Source organism: Bacteroides sp. AM23-12, assembly GCF_003434395.1.
GTDB classification, from domain to species: Bacteria; Bacteroidota; Bacteroidia; order Bacteroidales; family Bacteroidaceae; genus Bacteroides; species Bacteroides thetaiotaomicron.
Genome location: NZ_QTLF01000027.1, coordinates 18,104 through 42,212, shown reverse-complemented (window position 1 = coordinate 42,212; position 24,109 = coordinate 18,104). Strand labels below are relative to the sequence as shown.

19 protein-coding genes are annotated in these 24,109 nt (G+C 43.2%); 11 read left to right on the top strand and 8 right to left on the bottom strand.

Features of this window, described 5'->3' with window-relative positions:
- Positions 1 to 10: 10 nt before the first annotated feature.
- Positions 11 to 1,723 (bottom strand): putative glutamine/gamma-aminobutyrate antiporter GadC, encoded by a 1,713-nt coding sequence (gene gadC, locus DW640_RS18170; protein ID WP_048698239.1) that lies wholly within the window; start codon positions 1,721 to 1,723, stop codon positions 11 to 13.
- Positions 1,724 to 1,939: 216 nt separating this feature from the next.
- Here gadC and DW640_RS18165 point away from each other — a divergent pair, with 216 nt between their 5' ends.
- Positions 1,940 to 2,680 (top strand): potassium channel family protein, encoded by a 741-nt coding sequence (locus tag DW640_RS18165; RefSeq protein ID WP_008763558.1) that lies wholly within the window; start codon positions 1,940 to 1,942, stop codon positions 2,678 to 2,680.
- A gap of 325 nt (positions 2,681 to 3,005) precedes the next feature.
- Here the strand turns inward: DW640_RS18165 and glsA are convergent, their stop codons facing one another.
- Together glsA and DW640_RS18155 are read right to left on the bottom strand one after the other, a co-directional pair.
- Positions 3,006 to 3,971 (bottom strand): glutaminase A, encoded by a 966-nt coding sequence (gene glsA / locus DW640_RS18160; RefSeq protein WP_072067477.1) that lies wholly within the window; start codon positions 3,969 to 3,971, stop codon positions 3,006 to 3,008.
- An 8-nt stretch (positions 3,972 to 3,979) separates the two neighbouring features.
- Positions 3,980 to 5,425, bottom strand: coding sequence for a glutamate decarboxylase (locus DW640_RS18155; protein WP_008763560.1), 1,446 nt, complete (start codon positions 5,423 to 5,425; stop codon positions 3,980 to 3,982).
- Positions 5,426 to 5,455: 30 nt separating this feature from the next.
- Between DW640_RS18155 and DW640_RS24440 the strand changes: the two genes are divergently transcribed.
- Complete coding sequence (locus DW640_RS24440) at positions 5,456 to 5,650, top strand: hypothetical protein (protein ID WP_016269929.1); 195 nt, start codon at positions 5,456 to 5,458, stop codon at positions 5,648 to 5,650.
- A gap of 34 nt (positions 5,651 to 5,684) precedes the next feature.
- On the opposite strand, the gene DW640_RS18145 is transcribed toward DW640_RS24440, so the two are convergent.
- Entirely contained in the window at positions 5,685 to 6,188 is a 504-nt protein-coding gene (locus DW640_RS18145; RefSeq protein WP_008763561.1) for an RNA polymerase sigma factor, read from the bottom strand.
- A gap of 253 nt (positions 6,189 to 6,441) precedes the next feature.
- Here DW640_RS18145 and DW640_RS18140 point away from each other — a divergent pair, with 253 nt between their 5' ends.
- Both DW640_RS18140 and DW640_RS18135 read left to right on the top strand, forming a co-directional pair.
- On the top strand, positions 6,442 to 7,674 hold the full coding sequence (locus DW640_RS18140) for an MFS transporter (protein WP_008763562.1): 1,233 nt from the start codon (positions 6,442 to 6,444) through the stop codon (positions 7,672 to 7,674).
- Positions 7,675 to 7,680: 6 nt separating this feature from the next.
- Positions 7,681 to 8,601: a DMT family transporter gene (locus DW640_RS18135; protein ID WP_117578794.1), complete on the top strand. Its 921-nt coding sequence runs from the start codon at positions 7,681 to 7,683 to the stop codon at positions 8,599 to 8,601.
- A gap of 76 nt (positions 8,602 to 8,677) precedes the next feature.
- On the opposite strand, the gene DW640_RS18130 is transcribed toward DW640_RS18135, so the two are convergent.
- The 3 genes from DW640_RS18130 to DW640_RS18120 form a co-directional block, all read right to left on the bottom strand.
- Positions 8,678 to 9,070, bottom strand: a complete 393-nt coding sequence (locus DW640_RS18130; protein ID WP_008763564.1) for an HIT family protein — start codon at positions 9,068 to 9,070, stop codon at positions 8,678 to 8,680.
- A gap of 52 nt (positions 9,071 to 9,122) precedes the next feature.
- Complete coding sequence (greA, locus tag DW640_RS18125) at positions 9,123 to 9,587, bottom strand: transcription elongation factor GreA (RefSeq protein ID WP_008765198.1); 465 nt, start codon at positions 9,585 to 9,587, stop codon at positions 9,123 to 9,125.
- Between the two features lie 180 nt (positions 9,588 to 9,767).
- Positions 9,768 to 10,919 (bottom strand): TlpA disulfide reductase family protein, encoded by a 1,152-nt coding sequence (locus DW640_RS18120; protein ID WP_008763566.1) that lies wholly within the window; start codon positions 10,917 to 10,919, stop codon positions 9,768 to 9,770.
- A gap of 195 nt (positions 10,920 to 11,114) precedes the next feature.
- Between DW640_RS18120 and pnp the strand changes: the two genes are divergently transcribed.
- The 5 genes from pnp to DW640_RS18095 all read left to right on the top strand — a co-directional run bounded on the left by pnp (position 11,115) and on the right by DW640_RS18095 (position 20,230).
- Positions 11,115 to 13,241 carry a polyribonucleotide nucleotidyltransferase gene (gene pnp, locus DW640_RS18115; protein ID WP_008765197.1) on the top strand — a complete coding sequence of 709 codons (2,127 nt, stop codon included), beginning with the start codon at positions 11,115 to 11,117 and terminating at the stop codon, positions 13,239 to 13,241.
- Between the two features lie 141 nt (positions 13,242 to 13,382).
- On the top strand, positions 13,383 to 13,943 hold the full coding sequence (locus DW640_RS18110) for an RNA polymerase sigma-70 factor (protein WP_016269926.1): 561 nt from the start codon (positions 13,383 to 13,385) through the stop codon (positions 13,941 to 13,943).
- Between the two features lie 105 nt (positions 13,944 to 14,048).
- A complete protein-coding gene (locus DW640_RS18105) occupies positions 14,049 to 14,987 on the top strand; it encodes a FecR family protein (protein WP_117578793.1) in 939 nt (312 codons plus the stop codon).
- Positions 14,988 to 15,196: 209 nt separating this feature from the next.
- Positions 15,197 to 18,568, top strand: a complete 3,372-nt coding sequence (locus DW640_RS18100; RefSeq protein ID WP_199610418.1) for a TonB-dependent receptor — start codon at positions 15,197 to 15,199, stop codon at positions 18,566 to 18,568.
- An 18-nt stretch (positions 18,569 to 18,586) separates the two neighbouring features.
- Complete coding sequence (locus DW640_RS18095; RefSeq protein WP_016269923.1) at positions 18,587 to 20,230, top strand: SusD/RagB family nutrient-binding outer membrane lipoprotein; 1,644 nt, start codon at positions 18,587 to 18,589, stop codon at positions 20,228 to 20,230.
- 839 nt (positions 20,231 to 21,069) lie between these two features.
- Here DW640_RS18095 and DW640_RS18090 read toward each other — a convergent pair.
- Positions 21,070 to 21,384, bottom strand: a complete 315-nt coding sequence (locus DW640_RS18090; protein WP_008763571.1) for a hypothetical protein — start codon at positions 21,382 to 21,384, stop codon at positions 21,070 to 21,072.
- A gap of 210 nt (positions 21,385 to 21,594) precedes the next feature.
- On the opposite strand from DW640_RS18090, the gene DW640_RS18085 reads away from it, so the two are divergent.
- Together DW640_RS18085 and DW640_RS18080 are read left to right on the top strand one after the other, a co-directional pair.
- Entirely contained in the window at positions 21,595 to 22,074 is a 480-nt protein-coding gene (locus tag DW640_RS18085) for a helix-turn-helix domain-containing protein (RefSeq protein WP_048691870.1), read from the top strand.
- 29 nt (positions 22,075 to 22,103) lie between these two features.
- Positions 22,104 to 23,855: an ATP-binding protein gene (locus tag DW640_RS18080; protein ID WP_117578791.1), complete on the top strand. Its 1,752-nt coding sequence runs from the start codon at positions 22,104 to 22,106 to the stop codon at positions 23,853 to 23,855.
- Positions 23,856 to 24,109: the final 254 nt, after the last annotated feature.

The window sequence follows — 24,109 nt, the reverse complement described above, 5'->3', positions numbered from 1 at the left end:
TGTTTAGCTTTTAAGATTTAGGAGCACCCGCATCTTTAATTCCGGAATCTGGCGATCCGTTGTTTGCTGCGGTATTTCCACCGGAAGGAGCCGGATTGCTTGTCGGAGTAGAACCGGAGGTTGTAGAGCCTGCGCTTGCCGGACCGGAAGTTGGGGTACTTGCTGGTCTGGCAGTAGCGGAACTGACCGGACTTGCAGACGATGTCGAAGCAGAAGCCGGACGAGCGGCATTTGCACTGTTGGCAGTAACACCGGCAGTCACAGCCTGAGGCTGAACTTCCCAATGGAATGGCTCGAAATTAGAGTTCGGATCTACCCAAGACGGTTTCTTGGATGCGTAGATGATAAACGGAGCAACGACTACGATCAATGCACCGATGATCAATACGGAGAACCAAACGGTATTGCTACCGGTAGAAATCTGGCTGGGCGGGATGAAGCTCAGAATGAATGCGAGCAATGAACCACAGAAGCCAAGACCACCAATGAACCACATCAAACCGTTACCGGACTTACCGATACGGAACGGGCGGTTCAATTTCTTCATCTTATAACGCAGTGCGATAGCTCCGGAGAACATTAACAAATACATAATCAGATAAAGAATCACTGTCAGCTGTGACAGAATCTGATAGAAACTCTGTACGGAAGGCATAACGACGAACAACAAACTCAGCACAGTTACAGCGATACCCTGCACGAACAAGATATTCTTCTGTACACCCAGTTTGTTTGTTTTCTGGAAGAACGGAGGCATATAACCTGCTTTACCTACGGCAAAGATACCTTTTGACGGACCTGCAACCCATGTCAGTACACCTGCCAACACTCCGAATGCAAGAGCGATAGCGATGATCGGTGACAACCAGGAAGCGTGAATGTATCTGAAGTAGTTATCGAAACCGACGAGCAAACTCTGAGTTAAGTTAATATCCTTGGCAGGGATAATAACGCCCAGTGCGAAGGTTCCCAATACGAAGATAAGAACAGTGATCAGTGCACCGATAAATACTGCTTTCGGATAGTTCTTGGAAGGGTTTTCTACGTCTTTTACGTGGATACCGCCCATTTCCATACCGGCATAAAACAGGAAGATACTGGCAGCAAGGACGACGTTATCGAAGTTGGTAAAGTCAGGGAAGAAGCTGCTGTGGAAATCCATATTGGATTGTCCTCCGGTTGCCAGATAGATAATACCTAATATAATCAGCAAAGCGGCTGGAATAATCGTACCTACCATACCACCGATTTTGGCTACCTTACCAACCCAGCTCATACCTTTCAGAGAAATGAATGTAGCCAGCCAGTAGATGATAAGAACTACGACGAGGGTGTAATACTTGTTGTTTGCCAGCGACATATCATGTACGTCGTTCATTCCGATGAAGGCGATGGATACGGCACCGAATGTCAATACGGTAGGATACCAGATCGTACTTTCGATCCATTGTACCCAGATGGCGAGGAATCCTAGTTTTTTGCCGTAGGCTTCGCCTACCCATCGGAACACACCACCTTGCTTATCCTGAAACATAGCTGCCAGTTCGGCTGCTACGAGCGATGTCGGGATAAGGAAGACAATCGCCGCGAAAAGATAGTAGAAGGCCGAACTCATTCCGTATACGGCCTCGGCTGGTAGCCCACGCAATGATACTACTGCCGTAACGTTCATGATAGCCAGGGTAAACACGCCTAGCTTCACTGCATTTTTAATATTTGCCATAAGTTAAGGTTTTAAGTGAAAAATATTTTAAAGTCAGTGTTATAACAACATTTTGCGTGAGATGTTTCCGCAATCTCTTTCAAAGTTCGTTAATTAACATCGCCGGATGGCTCAATTGTAAACCTCCGGATGCCTGTTCCGAAACAATCGCTTTCTTAGATTGTTTCTAAGCATTATAAGTTACATAAGAATCATTTTATTATAAATTAAGTAGTTATGAAATCAGCGCTTTCCGATTTTATTCTGGGGAAAAAGGGAATTTATGGCATTCTCCACATTATTATATTGTTAATGTCCCTTTTTCTGGTTATTAGTATTTCTATTGATACGTTTAAAGGGATTCCTTTTTATACACAGTCCTCGTACATGAAAATCCAGTTGTGGATCTGCATCTGGTTCCTGTTCGATTTTGTACTGGAGTTTTTTCTGGCAAAGCATAAGTGGCGTTATATACGGACGCACTTTATCTTTTTGCTGGTGGCGATCCCTTATCAGAACATCATTGCGTATTACGGGTGGACCTTTTCTCCCGAAGTCACTTACCTACTCCGGTTTATTCCTTTGCTGAGAGGGGGATACGCATTGGCCATCGTAGTGGGCTGGCTCACCTACAACCGGGCTTCCAGCCTGTTCGTCTCCTATCTGACAATGTTGTTGGCAACGGTCTATTTCGCCAGCCTTGCCTTCTTTGTCCTTGAACATAAAGTGAATCCGTTGGTCACAGATTATGGAGACGCTTTGTGGTGGGCATTTATGGATGTGACTACCGTTGGGTCGAATATAATCGCGATGACGACCACCGGAAGGGTACTTTCCGTGCTGTTGGCAGCTTTGGGAATGATGATGTTCCCGATCTTTACAGTCTATATTACGAATCTGATTCAGCAGTCTAATCAAAAGAAAAAGCAGTATTATGCGGAAGAGGAAGAAAAGACGGCGCCTGCACAGGGGACATAATCCTTTTTTATAAGGTCAGACTCATATCAGTATCGATTTGTATTGGAATGATACACAGTGCGATATGAGTCTCTATATTCTCAACGTGTTCTCATACCTTTGAGAAAAAATTCTCACCACAATGAGAAAAAATACTCATGCCTTTGAGAAAATATTCTCACTGCAGTGAGAAATTTTTCTCATTGCAATGAGAATATCAGTGTTCAAGTACATTGTTTTTTTGAATAGAGTACTTAAGGAAAATAGAAGTAAGATATTGATAATAGAAAAGGTTACTACCCCCTTGAAGGATAGCAACCTTTTGTTTTTCTCATAGAGCGATAAACTAGTCGACTACGATCAAGTGATTGTCACTGAATACATTCAGTCCCAGTTTATTCATGACATATTGGATAGCCAATTGTGCTTTTACCGAATTGCCTGCACCATCCAAAGGAGGAGCGAATGCGGCAATACCGAACTGTCCGGGCAATACGCCCATTACACCACCGCCTACACCGGTTTTAGCCGGAATGCCGGAGGTATACATCCAGTCTCCTGTATGCTCGTAGAAACCTACGGCAGCAATCATTGCAGTGATCTTGGGAGCGAGGCTGGCATCGAATACTTCTTTCTTTGTCACCGGATTCACACCACCGTTGGCGATTGTTCCGGCTGCCACAGAAAGCTGCAAGGCCGTTACTCCCAATGAGCATTGGCGGGTATACAGGTCCAGCGCCATATCCGGATCATCATAGATACGGTTGTAGTTTTTCAGCAACCACGCAATGGAACGGTTGTTAAAGTTCGTATCCGATTCGGATTTGTACAATTCATCAATCAGTTGGGGAGCGCTGCCGCATAAATCGGTCACGTTCTCTACGATGGCATCCCACTTCTTGGCAGAGTCACCGATAGGTTTTACCATACTGCAGGCGGAGATGGCACCTGCGTTTACCAATGGAGTAGACGGGTGGTCATTTTCCAGCAGGATAGCGATGATTGAATTGAAAGGCAGGCCCGTTGCGTCAGCTCCGATCTTGTTTAATATTTCTTTGGCACCATATTGGCGCAGTGCAAGGATGGCCGTATGTACTTTGGATACGGATTCGATGCCGAAGCGGTAGTCAGTATCTCCCACATGGATGGTCTGCCCGTTGAGCAGGCAGACACTGATTCCAAAGAGATCTTTGTTGACATTGGCCAGATAAGGGATATAGTCGGCATTCTTACCGCCTGTATTCGTTTTCACCTGATCGTATGCCTCCTGTACCACTTCTTTCAATTGAGCGAGTGTTACTTTTTTGTCCATAGATCAATTTATTTTTTTACGGTTTTATGACGACGACCACCGTGATTGAACATCTTGGCTTCTACCGGAAGATTTTTTTCCTGAGCCATGCGGGTAGGAGTCGGGAAATCAAGTTTTTCCAGTTCGGCAATTGCATTCTTGATATCACCCAGCAACATATCTGCCATATCGCGGCTGAATCCCTGGCGAACAACTACACGCATTACTACATAATCTTCCAATTTGGAAGGCAATGTATAAGCCGGAACCATCCAGCCGTGCTGAGACAGTTTATCCTGCAAATCGTACAATGTCCACTTGGCTGTTTTTGCATATTCCGGTTTCAGATACCAGATGAACAATGGGTTCACTACATTTTCGGAGTAGTTGACGAACGGAGCCATCTTGGCGATTTCACCGTGGATGTATTTGGCAATCTGCAAAGAATTATATTGTACTTCCTTGTAACCTTGGAATCCCAAACGGATGAATTGATAATATTGTCCCAGAATCTGAGCGGCAGGACGAGAGAAGTTCAAGCCGACCTGAGTAATGTTGGCACCTAGATAGTTGACGCTGAATGACATTTCTTCGGGCAGATATTCTTTGCCTTTCCAGCAAACCCAGCCAAGTCCCGGATATACCAGACCGAACTTATGACCGGATACACTGATAGAAAGTACCCATTTCAGACGGAAATCCCACTTCGTATCCGGATAGAGGAACGGAAGAATGAAACCACCACTGGCGGCATCTACGTGGATAGGAATGTCATAACCTGTTTTGGCGTTGTAAGCATCGAGAGCTTTGTCCAGTGCTTCAACGTCATCGTTCAGTCCTGTCCATGTAACACCTTGGATAGGTACAACACAGATAGTGTTTTCATCACACATCTTCAGCGCTTCTTCGGGGTCGAGAGTGGTCTTTTCAAGAGTCAAAGGCACTTCACGCATTTCGATCTGCCACAGTTGCGCGAACTTTTCCCATACAACCTGGAAACCTGTTGAGATAACGAAGTTAGGTTTGTCAAACGGTTTACCTTGAGCTTGTCTTTTCTTACGCCAGCGCAACCATGCAGCTACACCGCCCAGCATACAAGCTTCGGAAGAACCGATTGCCAACGCACCGGTTTTCCATGTATCTTTTTCCGGAGAGTTCCACAAGTTGGCGACGATGTTGATACATTTGCCATTCATTACGGCGATACGAGGATATTCGGTTTCATCAATATAGTTGATGTTGATTGCCTCATTCATCAGCTTGGTAGCGTAATCGTCCATATAGGTGGTTACGAAAGTAGCTAAGTTCAAGCGTGGCTGAGTTTGGGCAAATGTTTCATCTTTAACCATCTGGTAAGCGACTTCAGGGGTGGTTGGTCCATCAGGAATTCTTTCTACCGGAGAGGGTTGTAACATTCTGTCTGAACCGAATACGTCGGTTTTTGCATCACCTTTTCTGAAATTTAAATCTTCCATACTAATTTGTTTTTTTAAAGGTTTAGGGCGATGGGGATTTTCCCCGTCGAATTTCCCTCAACAACAGCAGATGGTTTTGAAAGTTTTCGGCTTTTACATTATTTGGCGTTTATTAAGGGGCGGCTTTGGGGCAGGCGTAAGGCGGTGGGAACGGAAATAAAAAAGGCAAGAAGGGGTTGTTTCCCTCTTGCCTTTGGCTATTTGCTGACAACTGGCAGCTTATAGTTATCTGATACCTATTGAATTGTGTTGTTAAGGTTTAGCGGAAGTCCTTCAGTTCTTCCTGCAGTTTTTGGCGGGTGAAGAATATGCGGCTCTTTATCGTACCTAACGGCAGGTTCAGCTTTTCCGCGATTTCGCGGTACTTGAAGCCGGAAACATGCATGGCAAACGGCACTCTGTATTCTTTGGGTAATGAATTGACTACACGGTGCATCTCTTTCAGGTCATAGGCTTTTTCGGTACTTTCAAACCCTGTGTCCTGCGGTAAATTCAGGTGGTAAAGGTTGTCCGTCCGGTCAATGAATGTCTGGTCACGAACTACTTTGCGGTAGTTGTTGATAAAGATATTGCGCATGATGGTATACATCCATCCTTTAAAATTTGTGTCAGGCATATATTTATCTTCATTATCTAATGCTTTTAATGATGTTTCCTGCAACAAATCGTTTGCTTCTTCGCGGTCGGTTGTCAGCTTATAAGCGAAACGGAGTAATTCGTCCTGTACTCCTACTAAATCTTTTCTGAAGCTTACACTTTTCATATACGTTGCTTTTTAAATTGTGAATATTCGTTGTTAAATTTCGATGATGCAAGTTTACGGGATTTTTTTAAGTACGGCAGGGGTGAAACTGACGGAATTTAACCTAAAAACTGTCTACGGATAGTTTTTAGGTCATAATCTGATAGTTTTTGGGTGTTTTTCACCCGTTTTTTGAATATTCACTGTTGTCTCATTTGAACTTTATAAGGTAATCATTGTTTTCATCAGACCTAAACTTTTAACGAACCGGTATATGAAAATACAAACTGGGAGGGGAACAATACCTCTTATCACTTTAATAGCTATCTGGTCTATCTCGGCATTGACCTCTTTGCCGGGGCTGGCTGTTTCGCCTATATTGGGCGACCTTACCAAAATTTTTCCGAAAGCAACCGACCTGGATATTCAGATGTTGACTTCGCTGCCATCGTTGTTGATTATCCCTTTTATCCTTTTGGGCGGTAAACTCACCGAAAAGGTCGATTTTGTCCGTATCCTGAAAATCGGACTCTGGCTCTTTGCAGCAAGCGGTATCTTGTATCTGATCTCCAACAAAATGTGGCAGTTGATCGTTGTGAGTGCCCTGCTGGGCATCGGCTCCGGACTGATTATTCCTCTGTCCACGGGGTTAATCTCAAAATATTTTGTGGGTACTTATCGGGTGAAACAATTCGGATTGAGTTCTGCCATTACCAATTTTACATTGGTGATAGCTACTGCCGTGACCGGATATCTGGCGGAAGTCAGCTGGCATTTGCCGTTTTTGGTCTATCTGCTCCCGTTGATTTCTATTCTGTTGGTTGGTCACTTAAAAGAAAGTCAGTCTGACGCTGCCGTCAAACCTTCTTCTCAAAGTACCGCGCCATCCGGACAAACGGCTGCCGTAGATACCGGAGGAAGTAAATATGGAATCCATATCAAGCATCTGCTTCAGATCATGCTTTTCTACGGAGTGACGACTTTTATTGTGCTGGCAGTCATATTCAACCTTTCTTTCCTGATGGAGAAACACCATTTCTCCAGTGGCAATTCGGGACTGATGATCTCGCTTTTCTTTTTAGCGATTATGGCTCCGGGTTTCTGTCTGGACAAGATAGTGGATGAACTGAAAGAACGTACCAAAGCATACAGCCTCCTGTCTATGGCTGTGGGGCTGGCGCTGATCTGGATTGCCCCGATCGAATGGCTGATTATTCCGGGATGTATCCTGGTCGGTTTGGGATATGGCATTATTCAGCCTATGCTGTATGATAAAACGACGCATACGGCACTGCCTCAAAAGGCGACAATGGCATTGGCTTTTGTGATGATGATGAATTATCTCGCCATCTTGCTCTATCCTTTTATTATAGATTTTCTCCAAAATCTGTTTCATACCCAGTCGCAAGAGTTTCCTTTTGTCTTCAACTTGTTGATAACTATTGTCACATTCTTCTGGGCTTACCTGCGCCGCGATACCTTTTTGTTTAACGATCAACTGAAATAAAAAAAGATGAAGAATAAGAAACTGGAAGCCAATCTGAGTATGGCTGTATCAAAAATATTCAGCGGTTTGAATATGAATGCCCTGAAGTATCTGCTTCCCCTATGGATGAGCCCGTTGACAGGTGCGACACTTCGTTGCACCTTTGCCGCCGCTGCATTTTGGGTGATCGGATGGTTCATGCCGCCGGAAAAGTCATCCGCCAAAGACAAATGGCTGCTTTTCCTGTTAGGGGCATTCGGACTGTACGGCTTTATGTTTCTTTATCTGGCGGGGTTGAGTAAAACGACTCCTGTATCCAGTTCCATATTTACCAGTCTGCAGCCTATCTGGGTGTTTCTGATTATGATTTTCTTTTATAAGGAGAAGGCGACATGGAAGAAGATTCTCGGAATCTCCATCGGACTGGTCGGTGCACTGGTCTGCATCCTGACCCAACAGAGCGATGATTTGGCCTCCGATGCTTTCATGGGAAATATGCTTTGTCTGATCAGTTCTGTCGTTTATGCTGTCTATCTGATTTTGAGTCAGCGCATCCTTTCTTCTATCGGAGCGATGACTATGTTGAGATATACATTTTCCGGTGCGGCGGTCTCCGCTATTATCGTGACATTTATTACGGGATTTGATGCGCCGGTGTTCTCTATGCCGTTCCATTGGACACCTTTCCTGATATTGATGTTTGTACTCATATTTCCGACAACGATCAGCTATATGTTGCTTCCGGTCGGTCTGAAGTATCTGAAAACAACAGTCGTCGCGATCTACGGTTATCTGATTCTGATTGTTGCGACCATTGCCTCTCTGGTTCTCGGACAGGACCGTTTTAGCTGGACGCAGACGTGTGCCATCATTTTTATTTGTATCGGTGTTTATCTGGTTGAGGTGGCCGAAAGCAAAGACAAGTCGCCGGACCCCTTGAAGAAATAATCATATATAATGTATGATATGAAAAAAAGCGGGCGCCCTTCTCAGGGTGCCCGCTCACTTATGTCGTCATCATGTTTTATAGAGAGGAGCTGATTGCTTGCGCAATGGATTTAAATTCTTCATCCGATAATTTCAGTTTCGGATTGGAGAACAACATATCCGATTCCTTCTGAATAGGAATTAAGTGGATATGGGCATGCGGTACTTCCAGGCCGATAACCGCTTCGCCTACCTTTTTACAAGGGAAGGCTTTTTCGATGGCACGGGCTATCTTCTTTGCGAATACGTGCATTGCTGCGAGGTCTTCGTCACTTAAATCGAAGATGTAGTCTACTTCCTGTTTGGGGACTACCAGCGTATGTCCCTTTACCAATGGATTGATATCAAGAAAAGCAAAAAAACGATCGTTTTCCGCTATCTTGTAGCAAGGAATTTCGCCTGCGATGATTCTACTGAATATTGTTGCCATAATCTTTGATAGATAAAAGAAGGCAAGCCTCACACGGAGACCTGCCTTTCTGTTAAATTGATATGTTTACTACTTCTAATGCAATTTTACCCTGTGGTACGGTAATTTCTGCAATATCACCTACTTTCTTGCCAAGCAGACCTTGTGCAATCGGGGTGTTTACGGAAATCTTGCCTTCTTTCAGGTTAGCTTCGCTTTCGGAAACGATGGTATAAGTCATCTTCATGCCATTTTTGACGTTCTTCAGCTCCACTTTGTTCAGAATCTGTACAGAGTCTGTCTTTAGTTTGGACTCGTCGATGATCTTGGCATCTGCAATGACCGTTTTCAATTTGTTGATGCGCATTTCAAGCATCCCCTGTGCTTCTTTGGCTGCATCATATTCTGCATTTTCCGACAAGTCGCCTTTATCCCTTGCTTCGGCTATAGCCGCAGAGATTTTGGGGCGTTCCACTGTTTCCAGTTCCTTTAATTCTGCCATTAACTTTTTGTAACCTTCTTCTGACATATAAGCCATGATGTTTTTCCTCCTTTTATTTAAAATGGTCATATAAACAAAAAAGAATTCCAACATGGCACATGTTGGAACCCTCTCTTCAATTATTTCTCTGCAAAGATAGACTTTTAAGTGATATCTGTCAAGTGAAAAATGATGCTATGTAACATATTTAAATGAAATATGCTAAATTATAACAACTTAGAGTAATGACTTGACGGATGCTTCGAGGTCTTTGATGTCTTCGCCGCGGAGCTTCAGTTCGTTGTTCCGGTTGATCAGGAAGATGGATGGAACCTGGCGAACATTATATACAGCTACGTTGGTCGAGTAGACACCGTTGCCGTCACGTACGCAAACCCAGGGCAGGTTGCCTGCTGCGGTTTTCCAGTAGTGCTCGTCTGCGTCGAGAGATACCTGATAGATTTCCAGCCCATCCTTTGCGTATTTATTATATAGTTCGCGAAGCATCATATTGTGAGGCGCTCCTGCCGGTGACTGGAATACGGAGAAATCCAGCAGCACTACTTTCCCTTTCAGGTCGGTCAGTTTGCGGGTATTTCCTTTCACGTCACGCAGGGCGATGTCGATAATACCGGTCTCGATGATCTTGTCCTGTGGAATTTCCAGAGACTTGCTCTGTGGCTGACGGGTATTTTTCATCCCTTTGATTACGATATTATATAGATTTTTTGAACGTACAGCATCCGGATATGTATTGTTGAGGCTGGTAGCGACAGCTGCAAAACATTTTACATCGTCCTTGTTGTTCAGCGGATCGAAGATCAGATAGTCATTCAGCTTTTGGAACAGGGCGAAGTAAGCGGCTGCCGTGTTGGGAGCTGCGAATATATAATTCACTTTGACGTCCTCCTTATAGTTCTTCAGCAGTGTTGCGAGGTTCTCTTCAAACGTATCGTGTCCCAGTTTGTTGGCACGCAGCGCATTCAGTTGCTCGTCCACATTCTTTTGAAGATTGATTTGTTTCAGCGTCAGTTCCTTTATCTTACTGCTGTTTTCAGATCCTTCTACCGTGTAGGCGGTAGAGAAATCAACATATGGAGCGTTGATCTGTAGCGTTTCGATAGAATCCACAGAAAAGTTGATGACTTTGTTGTCTACCCGCAAGCGATAAAACTCGGGTGATTCGGGGCGGGGTTGTTTAAACTTGAATGTACCTTCTCCTTTCAATTTAACCGAATCAAGCGGAACAATACCTTCCAGACCGGAAGCTTCGAGATAAAGCATTTTCCCGTCGGCCCCTGATATGTCTCCGTTCACTTCAAACTCAGGACCGGAACTACAAGCTGTAATGGTAAGTGCGGCAAGCGCTACAAAAGTTATCTTTTTCATATCTCGTGTGTTTTTTAAGAGTTGCAAATATACGTCTTTTCGAGATTACTCAAAGCTTTTTGCCTGCTTCTTCACCTCTATTTTGCAAAAAAAACATATAGCGTCTAACTTTTTAGCTCATTTCCACCTGATTACAACGAGAAATGTATATCTTTGCAGGAATTTTGAAAGAAAAGTATAGATAAAACAATTTTTATGATTAACCCAATTGTTAAGACGATCGAGTTACCTGATGGAAGAACCATCACACTCGAGACGGGAAAGTTGGCAAAACAGGCAGACGGTTCTGTAATGCTACGCATGGGAAACACCATGTTATTAGCTACTGTTTGTGCCGCTAAAGATGCAGTTCCCGGAACAGATTTCATGCCTTTGCAGGTAGAGTATAAAGAAAAATTTGCGGCATTCGGCCGTTTTCCTGGTGGCTTCACCAAGAGAGAAGGTAGAGCTTCCGATTATGAGATTTTGACTTGTCGTCTCGTTGACCGCGCTCTCCGCCCACTATTCCCTGATAATTATCACGCAGAAGTATATGTAAATATCATCCTTTTCTCTGCTGACGGTGTAGATATGCCGGATGCACTGGCCGGATTGGCAGCTTCTGCAGCACTCGCTGTTTCAGATATTCCTTTCAACGGACCGATCTCGGAAGTACGTGTAGCACGTATCGACGGTCAGTTTGTAATCAATCCTACTTTTGACCAACTGGAAAAAGCTGATATGGACCTGATGGTTGCCGCTACTTATGATAACATCATGATGGTAGAAGGCGAAATGCACGAAGTATCTGAAGCTGAACTGCTGGAAGCAATGAAGGTAGCTCACGAAGCTATCAAAGTGCATTGCAAGGCTCAGATGGAGCTGACTGAAGAAGTAGGCAAGACAGTGAAACGTGAATATAACCATGAAGTAAACGATGAAGAATTGCGTAAGGCAGTTCGTGAGGCTTGTTATGACAAGGCTTATGCAGTAGCTGCTTCCGGAAATAACAACAAGCACGAACGTTTCGATGCTTTTGATGCTATCCGCGAAGAGTTCAAGGCTCAGTTCTCTGAAGAAGAACTTGAAGAAAAAGCTCCGCTGATCGACCGTTACTATCATGATGTAGAAAAAGAAGCGATGCGTCGTTCAATTCTTGACGAAGGCAAGCGCCTGGATGGTCGTAAGACTACTGAAATCCGCCCGATCTGGTGTGAGGTTGGTCCTCTGCCCGGTCCTCACGGATCTGCTATTTTCACTCGTGGTGAAACTCAGTCTCTGACTTCTGTCACTTTGGGTACGAAGCTCGACGAAAAGATTATCGACAATGTATTGGAACACGGAAAAGAACGTTTCCTGCTGCACTATAACTTCCCTCCTTTCTCTACAGGCGAAGCAAAAGCTCAACGTGGTGTAGGCCGTCGTGAAATCGGTCACGGTCACTTGGCTTGGCGTGCCTTGAAAGGACAGATTCCTGCTGACTATCCATACGTAGTACGTGTTGTTTCGGAAATCCTCGAATCTAACGGTTCTTCTTCTATGGCTACCGTATGTGCCGGAACATTGGCATTGATGGATGCCGGTGTGAAGATCAAGAAGCCGGTATCGGGTATTGCTATGGGACTGATCAAGAATCCGGGCGAAGAAAAATATGCTGTATTGTCTGACATCCTCGGTGACGAAGACCACCTCGGAGATATGGACTTCAAGGTAACCGGAACAAGAGACGGTATCACTGCTACTCAGATGGATATCAAGGTAGACGGTCTGTCTTACGAAATTCTGGAACGTGCTTTGAACCAGGCTAAAGAAGGACGTATGCACATCCTCGACAAGATCACCGAGACAATCGCTGAACCGCGTGCTGACCTGAAAGACCATGCTCCTCGCATTGAAACAATGACTATTCCTAAAGAATTTATCGGAGCTGTAATCGGCCCTGGTGGAAAAATCATTCAAGGTATGCAGGAAGAGACCGGTGCTGTTATCACTATCGAAGAAACAGACGGTATGGGACGCATCGAAGTTTCCGGAACCAACAAGAAATGTATTGATGATGCAATGCGCATGATCAAAGCAATCGTTGCTGTTCCTGAAGTAGGCGAAGTATATAAAGGTAAAGTTCGCTCTATCATGCCTTACGGTGCATTCATTGAATTCCTGCCGGGTAAAGACGGTTTGCTGCACATTTCCGAGATCGACTGGAAACGTCTGGAAACAGTGGAAGAAGCCGGAATCAAGGAAGGTGATGAGATCGAAGTGAAACTGATCGACATCGATCCGAAGACAGGAAAATTCAAACTTTCAAGAAAAGTATTGATGCCAAGACCGGAAAAGAAGTAAAAAAGCAGATAGCTTTTAGATAATGTGATAGCCCGATTACTCAGTATTCGGGCTATTTTTTTGTCTATTATTTTGCTTTTCTGCGAAAATATGTGTTCTTTTGTACGAACTAATGAAAATAGCCTGTAAATCTTATGCGTGATGCACCAAACGAACAACATATCTTCTATTCAACTTTTTTCTGAATTCTTTCATGAGAATCAAGAGAAGTTTTTGTCGTTTGCCTATTCTTATATAAGAGACAGGCAGGAGGCGGAAGATATATTGATGGAGTCAATGATTACTCTGTGGGAAAACAGGGATAAGTGGGAAGAAGATTCCAATCTGCACGGTCTGCTGCTGACTATCATCAAAAACAAAGCGCTCAACTATCTGGCACATCTGCAGGTGCGTCTTCGGGCCGAAGAAGAGATAAATAGCCATAGCCAGCGGGAACTGGACCTGAGAATCTCTACACTGGAAGCCTGCGAACCGGATGCGATCTTTGATTCGGAAATACAGCATATCGTACAGAAAGCATTGAAACGTATGCCGAACCAAAGCCGGCAGATTTTTATATTGAGCCGTTATCAAAATACTCCGAACAAAAAGATAGCGGAACAACTCGGCATTTCCGTCAAAAGTGTGGAGTTCCACATCACCAAAGCATTGAAAATTCTGCGTACCGAACTGAAAGATTACCTGGTTTCTATTCTTTTTTAAAAATAATCGCATTTTTCGTTAGGGTTGTTCAAGGCTGACCTGTTTTATATATAGAAGGGAGAGAAAAAGCCTTTCTATAAATATAAATAGGAAAAGACAATATCTATGAACCAGGATTTACTACATAAATATTTTAAGGGCGAGACTTCTGTCGACGAAGAAAAACGCATTCTTAACTGGGTGGACGAATCGGAAGAAAACCGGAAGACATTGCAGAAAGAACGTATGCTGTTTGACATCGCCCTTTTTACTGACTCTAAGAGAAAAATGAGAGAGAAAGCAGGCGCGGGCGCTCGCATCATTCCCATGTTAAGGTGGAGTGCCCGTATAGCTGCTGCTGTAATTGTAGCTGTCAGTTGCGGATTTCTGATTAATGAATATCGGTATGATAAATTGGCACAGTTGCAGACGGTCACTGTTCCTGCCGGTCAACGGGCACAGATTACGCTGGCGGACGGAACCAAAGTCTGGCTGAATTCTGAATCGACGCTGAGTTACAGATCTGACTTCGGGCGCCGCGACAGAGATGTGGAACTGGACGGAGAGGCTTATTTCGAAGTAGCGAAGAATAAGAAGATACCTTTCTACGTAAATACGGAGACCAATCAGGTCAGAGTGGTAGGCACTCATTTCAACGTCTGCGCTTATAAAGGAAGCAATGAATTTGAGACTACCTTGGTAGAGGGCATCGTTGATATTTACGCTTATGACAATGAACGTCCGCTGACCCGCCTGACTAAGAATGAATTCTTCGGTTCCTATCAGGGAAAATATAAAAAAGCCGTTCTGCCTTCTTATGATTATCTGCGCTGGCGGGAAGGACTGTATTGCTTCGACGATTCTCCTTTCAGTTGCATCCTCACCAAGCTGGAGAAATATTATAATGTGAAGATCACCGTAGAGAATCCGAAAGTGCTGAATTATCGCTGTACGGGCAAGTTCAAGGAACAGGACGGCGTTGAACACATTCTCAAGGTTATCCAGAAAGATCACCCGTTTACTTATTCGATCAGTGAAGAAGGAGACAGCATCCGGATAGAATAAAGCCAGAATAAAAATTAAGATGAATAACTGAGCTCAATGATATACACCTTAAATTAGTACTAACCCTTTAAAAGCATAATGATTATGAATAACAGTCAATAAGTATACCCCTTACCGAAAAAGAATCGGAAAGTACCCCCATACTTCCCGATTCGAAACAGTCAAAAATCGACCTTAATCAATTTATTAACTTAACACGTTGCAAAGATATGAGAAAAATTTCTTTGAAAGGGCTTTTTTGCCCAAAAAGTTTAGAATCTAAGCAAATAATACTGACTATGAAGATCACATTATTCCTTCTTCTGTTCGTAACATTCCAGGCTTATTGTGAGAATGGATACTCTCAGAGTGCTAAAATAAGCATTCCGCGTTCGACTCTGAAAGTAAGCGAATTGCTTACCCAGATTGAGTCTCAGACCGACTATTTGTTTGTCTACAATAAAAAAAGTGTCGATACCAAGCGGGTAGTTAATGTAGATGCTACCAATCAGCCGGTATCCGAAATACTCGATAAGGCTTTTGAAGGAACAGGTATCCATTATGTGGTAGAAGGCAATAATATCGTGCTGACCAAGAACATAACGGAACATGCATCCACACAGCAACAGAAACAAATTACGGTGAAAGGTGTCGTGACCGACATGAGAGGCGAGCCTATCATTGGCGCCAGTGTCGTGGAAAAAGGTACGACGAATGGTACAATCACCGATTTGGACGGTAACTTTACTTTGAAAGTGCCAAGCGACGCTATCATTAATATCACCTATGTAGGTTACCAACCACAGAGCCTCTCTGTCAGCGGACAAACCACTTTCAAGATCAAGATGGAAGAAGAGTCGATGGCACTGGAGCAGGTAGTGGTAACTGCTATGGGTATCAAGAAAAAAGCCGCCTCGCTGACTTATTCTACCCAACAGCTCGGAGGCGACGAACTGACCCGTGCCAAAGACCCCAACATGATTGCCGCCCTTGCCGGAAAATCGGCAGGTGTGCAGATCAGCAAGAGTGCTTCCGGTCTGGGAGGTTCGGCCAAAGTATCTATCCGTGGTACCCGTTCGGCCAACGAAGACGGAAATAACCAGCCGTTGTATGTGATTGACGGTGTGCCTATGCTCAATAGCACCACAGAATCCGTATCTACTGTTATGGGTGGTAAGAATGACGGTGTCAACCGTGATGCAGGTGACGGTATCTCCAATCTGAATCCGGATGATATTGAAAGCATGAGTATTCTGAAAGGTGCCTCTGCTGCTGCATTGTACGGTTCGCAGGCAGCCAACGGGGTGATTCTTATTACGACTAAGAAAGGTAAAGCAGGAATCCAGAGAATTACTTACTCATCCGGTCTGACAGTTGATCATGCGATCAGTTTGCCGGAATTTCAAAATAGTTATGGAGCGAAAGCCGGTTCAAGCTGGGGAGAAAAGGAAAATGTGAAGGACTATGATAATGCCGGAAACTGGTTCAGCAATGGAGTGACCGCTATCAACTCGGTTTCTGTGATGACTGGTAATGAGAAATTGCAGACTTACTTCTCTTATGCCAACACGACCGCCAAAGGTATTGTCGACTCCAACAAATTGCGTAAGCACAATCTGACTTTGCGTGAGAGTGCTTCTCTTTTCAATGACCGTCTGAAACTGGACGCCAATGCTAACCTGATGGTGCAGACTATTAAAAACTCTCCTACTTCCGGAGGTATCTATCTCAATCCGTTGGTGGACGTTTATGGTTTCCCGCGCGGACAGGACCTGAGCGAATATGCCACTAATTTCGAAAAGTTCGACGAGAATCGTAATATGCCCGTACAGAGCTGGTTTACCACTCCGAGCGAATGGACACAAAACCCATATTGGGTAAAGAACCGTATCTTGAACAACAATAAGCGCTACCGTGCATTGGCCTCCCTGACTGCTAATCTGAAAGCAACCGACTGGCTCAACCTGCAAGCTCGTGGAAATGTGGATTACGTCAGCGATAAGTTTGACCAGAAAATGTATGCGAGCACTTCTCCTGCCATTGTAGGAAATAACGGCCGCTATGTATATGCCGACACACAGAACTTCCTGATTTATGGTGACGTGATGGCTATGTTCAACAAGCATTTCGGTGATTTCTCCGTGAATGCCGCTTTGGGTGGTAGTATTAATGTGCAGACCGAGAATTCATTGACATTGGATTCCAAGACAGCTTCTTTGTACAAACCCAACTTATTCACTGTTCCCAATATTGTAATGAACACCAGTGCTTCTGCCGAGCAGGTGATTGACCGCAGACGTACAATTCAATCCGTATTCGCAACAGCACAGGTAGGATGGAAAGACGCATTGTTCCTCGACTTGACAGCACGTAATGACTGGTCGTCCACGTTGTCACATACCAATAGTGTGGACAAAGGATTCTTCTATCCTTCTGTAGGACTCTCCTGGGTGATCAACGAAAGCTTTAAATTACCGCAATGGATTTCTTTCGGAAAGATTCGCGGATCATGGGCGCAGGTAGGTAACGACTTACCGATTGGCATTACCGATTTGTCCGATATCATCGGAGCCGGAGGAAAATTGCAGGCAGTAGACGTATATAACAGGGGTGACCTGAAACCGGAAATCAGTAACTCTATTGAATTTGGTCTGGAATGGAGACTGTTCAACAGCCGTGTTGATTTTGATTTTACTTACTACAAGACAGATACTAAGAATCAGTTGCTGAAAGTACCGACCAGTGCGGGTGAAGATTATGCATACCGTTATATCAATGCAGGTAAGATTCGCAACAAGGGATTTGAAATCACATTGGGAGCTACTCCGGTGCTGACCGAAGATTTCCGTTGGAAAACGACTTTCAATTATTCACAAAACCGTAATAAGGTAGTCGAACTGGCTCCGAATTATACTTCCTTCGTATATGGTGACCCGGGTTTCTCTATGGCATATATGATGCAGATTAAAGAAGGCGGTTCCTTGGGAGACATCTATGGAAATACGTTCGCACGTGACGAACAAGGTAAGATTAAAGTATCCGATGAAGGCAAACCTATTTCAGAATCGGGCAATAATACTTATCTGGGAAATTGCAATCCGGACTTCCTGTTGAGTTGGGCTAATACTTTCACTTATAAAGGTTTCTCTCTGTATTTCCTGATCGATATGCGTAAAGGCGGTGATGTTATGTCTCTGACACAAGCTACATTGGACGGCAGAGGGGTAACGAAGGCTACAGCTGAAGCACGTGACAGAGGTTATGTGGAAGTTGACGGAACAAGATTTGAGAATGTAGAAGGTTTCTATTCAGTAGTAGGTGACCGTAACGGTATCTCCGAGCGTTATATGTACAGTGCGACCAATATACGTTTACGCGAATTATCTCTGAGCTATTCGTTCCCGTCTACTTTGCTGGCCAAGACTAAGGTATTCACCGGTATCGATGTATCATTGGTGGGACGTAACCTGTTCTTCTTCTACAAAGATGCTCCTTTCGATCCGGATGCTATCTTGTCTGTAGGTAACACTAATCAGGGAGTTGATGTATTCGGTATGCCGACAACCCGTAACATTGGTTTCAACGTTAAATTTACATTCTAACTTTAAAGCAAGCGAATTATGAAAAAAAATCTATATATAGCGAATCTGTTAGTAGCCGGACTGATGACATTTACCGGATGTACGGATGGTTTTGAATCAGATAATGCCAATAAAGCCGGATATACGCCTGAACTTCAGGAATATGATCTTCAGAAATATGTGCTGAACCTCGGAGTCATGCAGCAGGGTATTTACTTTAATTACGATTGGGGAAGAGGTACCGACTGGACTTTCCAGACTATACAGAATCTGGGTCATGATATGTTTGCCGGATATTTTCACGATATGAACAACAGTTTCAATGACAAGAACTCTGTATATGCTTTGAATGACGGCTGGACAGGCTCGGCATGGACATATACTTATGGATATATAATGACCGCCGCTCAGAAATCGGAGAAGATCAATCAGGAACAGAAAGGTTTGCTGGGAGTGACCAAAATCCTGAAAGTCGAGTTGATGCACCGTATAGCTGATACTTATGGCCCTATTGTCTACACTAAATTCGGACAGGAAGAGGGTGATAATGTCGATAGTCAGGAAGCCGCTTACCGTCAGTTCTTCAAAGATTTGGACGAAGGAGTCAAACTGATCAACGAATATAAGAAAGCCAATGCCGCTCTCGAACCTTTTGCTGCTGCCGATATTCTGATGCCGGCAGGCAAACGTACACTGTCACAGTGGGTGAAGTTTGCAAACTCTCTCCGCTTGCGGCTTGCAATCCGTGTATCGATGAGTGCCCCTGATCTGGCGAGAGCAGAAGTTGCCAAAGCGATGGATGCAACTGCCGGTGGCGTGTTGGAGAGTGCGGATGAAACAGTTGCCGTTTCTACCGAAAGCGGTTATAAGAATCCGCTGGGAACAGTCAATGAAGGCTGGGGAGAAGTATTCATGGGTGCTACGATGGAGTCTGTTTTGGTAGGATATAATGATCCGCGACTGATTAAGTATTACTCGAAAGCGGAAGGTGGTGATATAAAAGACGAAAAGGGTAATTTGATTATTGCCGAAAGAAATAAGATTGCCGGTACTTATAAAGGTGTTCCCCAAGGAACAGGAGTTACTGTAAAAGACGAGAACCGTTACCGTCTGCATTCCAAGAGTACGATAACCAAACAGACCGATGCTATCTTGATGACTGCTGCCGAAGTATGGTTCCTTCGTGCTGAGGCTGCCTTGCGTGGATTTACTTCCGAAAACGTGAAAGACTGCTACGAGAAAGGTATTACGGTTTCCTGTCAGCAATGGGGAGTGAATGTAGGCGATTATCTCACAAGTGATGCTACTCCTTCCGATTATGTCGATGCCTTCGAAGCAAAATATGATGTGAAAGCGCTGATTAAAGTGACTCCGAAGTGGGATGGAGGTGCTTCTCCGGAAGAGCAACTGGAAAGAATCCTTACACAGAAGTGGATTGCTTGTTATCCTGAAGGCTATGAGGCTTGGACAGAACAACGCCGTACAGGTTATCCGCAGTTGTTCAAAGTCTTTGTGAACAATAGTGGTGGAGCTATCGATACCAACATACGTATTCGTCGCTTGCCATATCCGTCAGACATTCAAAAAAACAATCCTACTCAATATTCTGCTTTGAAGAAAGCTTTGGGAGGTGAAGATAACGGTGGAACTCGCCTCTGGTGGGATACTGGTAGAAATTTCTAGAGGTTTATAAATATTAGGTGTAACTTTTTTTAATTCAAACTTGTTTTCTCCGTGTATTAGGCAAAAAGTAGAGGAGAAAGATTGTGGGGGAGTGAAGTCAAGGGGGGCTTCGCTCCCCTTTTTTTAATAAGTTTTTATGGGAGTTATAGAAAAAAGCATTATAGTCATGGTTATATTCTTCAGTTTATTATTTTCTTCCATCATCAGATTCCTGAAAACTGCAAAGGAATGAACTAAACAGTAGTACACAATAGTAACTCCATTCTCCTCCTTCAGGAAGGAGGAGTGGTCGAAGACCGAGGTGGTAGGAAAAATAATGTTTATACCTATTTCTTTGTAAATGACAGGATTATGTATTCACCTACCACCTCCCCCTACGGGTACTCCTCCTTCCCGAAGGAGGAGAATTGAAGATAGAACCGACTATCATTTAGCTCAAAACCGTGCGGAAATGAGCTATACAGTTTGGACATGAACATAAACTCTATAACATTACCGATAGAACTCTATGTGGTTAGATCTCAATGACTTATAGTTTCCTGTCATTTCTTGTAATGGAAACTGTCGTTTCCCAATGAGGGAACGGGCGTTCCTTTTAATGGAAACGATCGTTCCTTTTAAAGGGAACTGGCGTTTCCTCCGAGGAAACCAACGCTTGCCCCGTATGATACTGATACTTGAATTATATGGACTAACAATTTAGCGTATAACTGATTCGAATATGAAGCTTTCCGCTGTTTGGAGTTGATGTCTTTATTTTAAAAGGGACGACCCCTTCCTTATGAAAAAGAAAGAGGCCGTGGGGATAAAAAAAGACTGGTGGGGTATTTATATATAGATTAGGATTTATTGTTTTTGCTTAGATGTTGGGTGAATATCTCTTCTGACTGATATTCTTCTGCTATCTGTTTTATTCTTTCATCAGTTTGATCTAATATGTAATTTAGTTCTGTTTCGTCGAAACAATCTCCTAAGTGTATGGGAGTATGTAGTAAATCTGAATTCTGATTTGTTTCTGTTGCTAATTGTTGTCTATGAACTGTGACTTCAATTTCTCCCTTTTCATCTGTAGTGAAAAGTAAGTTGTATTTTTCTATCAAGGCAATGAATTCTTTTAAGAACTTGTATTCTGTTTCGGTCAATACTTTTATCATATTTGTTCGTTTGGTGTTTATTTTATACTTGGCAAAGTTCTAATTTCTTTTTGAACTTTAGAATGAAAGTAATATGATTTTTATTCCATTTGCTAAGTTGGAATATTCCTTTTATTCATATTACCACATCTATTCGTTTTTTTCGTATATTTGCTTCGAACGAAACTTTTCATTTGTATATTTGTTGGATTTTAAAAAGAAAAAAGAATCATGGAAGCAGAAGAATTAACTGTTGGGAGAGTTCATCATGGACATAACATACGTCGTTTTCGTATAGAAAAGAATATGAATCAGGAGGTTTTAAGCCAATTAGTACATTTATCACAATCAGCAGTATCTAAATATGAGCAGATGAGAGTGATTGATGATGAAATGTTACACCGCTTTTCACGGGCATTGGGAGTTCCTTTCGAGTATCTGAAGAGTTTGGAAGAGGATGCGCAGACGGTGGTGTTTGAAAATAATACGGTGAATGATTCGGAACAATATACAGGTGGAGCAAAGATTAGTTTGGGTACAGTTAAGTCTTATACAGAAGATAGTGACAATAGTGTTGATAATAGAGTCAACAACTTCAATCCTATCGAAAAAATCACTGAACTCTACGAACGTCTGCTGAAAGAGAAGGATGAAAAGTACGCAGCACTGGAACGTCGTTTGCAAAATATAGAGCAGAGCTTGCAGAAATAAAGAACAAATATAATGAAAGGAATCGTGATATGATGAAACAAATACCCTATGGATTGACGGACTTTGCCCGAATTCAAAAGGACAATTATTACTATGTAGATAAGACCATGTTCATCGAGAGAATCGAGATGCAACCGGCTTATCTTTTTCTGATTCGTCCTCGTCGGTTTGGAAAGAGCTTGACTTTGGCTATGTTGGAGGCTTATTACGATGTAGTATATGCTAATGACTTTGATGAGCTATTCGGGCATCTTTATATAGGTCAACATCCAACCCCGAAGCATAATTGTTATCTCATTATGCGGTTCAACTTTTCGGAAGTAAGTTCTAATGTCAATGAAGTAGAGCGATCATTTAAATTGCATTGCTGTAGTAAGCTTAGGGATTTTGTGTTCAAATATGAAGATCTTTTGGGAAAAGAAATTTGGGATGTTCTCGATGAAGAGATACAGCAAGATCCGGGTGCTTTTTTATCAGCTGTCAATTCTTATGCTTCCCGTAAAGGAAATCTCCCTATTTATCTCCTTATTGATGAATATGATAATTTTACGAATACGATTCTTTCGACCTATGGTACAGAGTATTATCAAAAGGCGACTCATGGTGAAGGCTTTGTTCGTGGATTCTTTAATGTGATAAAGGCTGCTACCACCGGTACGGGGTCCGCTCTTCAGCGTATGTTTATCACAGGAGTGAGTCCTGTCACGATGGATGACGTCACCAGTGGTTTTAATATCGGAACCAATATTACGACTGATCCTTGGTTTAATGATTTAGTAGGTTTCAGTGAAGCGGAACTGCGTGAAATGCTTACTTATTATAAAGAACAGGGAGTGCTCATGCAAACGGTAGATGAGACAATTGTCATGATGAAACCCAACTATGACAATTACTGCTTTAGTAGAAGTAGATTAGCAGATTGTATGTTTAACTCCGATATGGTGCTTTACTTTATGAAATCTTTTGTATTGCATGGAGAAAAGCCTGATGAAATTGTAGACCCCAACATTCGTACTGACTTTAATAAATTAGCTTACTTGATTCGACTTGACCACGGATTGGGAGAGAACTTCTCTGTTATTAAAGAAATAGCCGAGCAGGGAGAAATAACTACGGATATTGCTACACACTTTTCCGCATTGGAAATGACGGATGTACGCAATTTCAAGTCTTTGTTATTCTATTTCGGACTTCTTTCTATTAAAGGAGTCGATATGGTGGGAAGACCCATTCTGCATGTTCCGAATCTGGTGGTCAGAGAACAGCTTTTTAGCTTTTTGATCCAAGGATATATCAAACATGATATTTTCAAGATTGATATGAACCGGATGACGATGTTATTTGAGAACATGGCTTTCAGAGGAGACTGGAAACCGTTGTTTAATTTTATAGCAGAGGCTATCCGTGAGCAAAGCCGTATTCGCGAATATATAGAGGGCGAAGCACATATTAAGGGCTTTTTGTTGGCTTATTTAGGTATGTACCGTTATTATCAACTGTATCCGGAATACGAACTGAATAAAGGTTTTGCCGACTTCCTTTTCAAACCTAGTCCGTCGGTTCCTGTAATGCCGCCATTAACTTATCTGCTCGAAGTGAAGTATGCAAAGGCTGGCGCTTCGGAGAAAGAAATAAGGGCACTTGCCGATGAGGCGCGGGAGCAGTTACTTCGTTACAGCCAGGATGAATTGGTAGCGGAGGCTAAAGCGAAAGGCGGACTAAAACTAATTACGATAGTATGGTGTAGTTGGGAACTTGTGCTACTGGAAGAAGTACTTTAGATTCCTACTGCCTTTATCCCCTTCAAGTAGTTCCAGCATTAGTTTCAAGCGAATGAAACTTTCAGTGAGAGCAAACGTTTGCTCTCACTCTGCTACCACAGTTGCTCCCATTGCTGTAACCCTCATGAATAAAGGGATATAGATAAACTGTTAGAGCATGAGAGCAAAACTGCTATCAAATCACTGTGGAGGCTATATAATGTATCTGCCCGAATCATTTATACTGTACACGAAAAAACAGTAACAATTGAGGT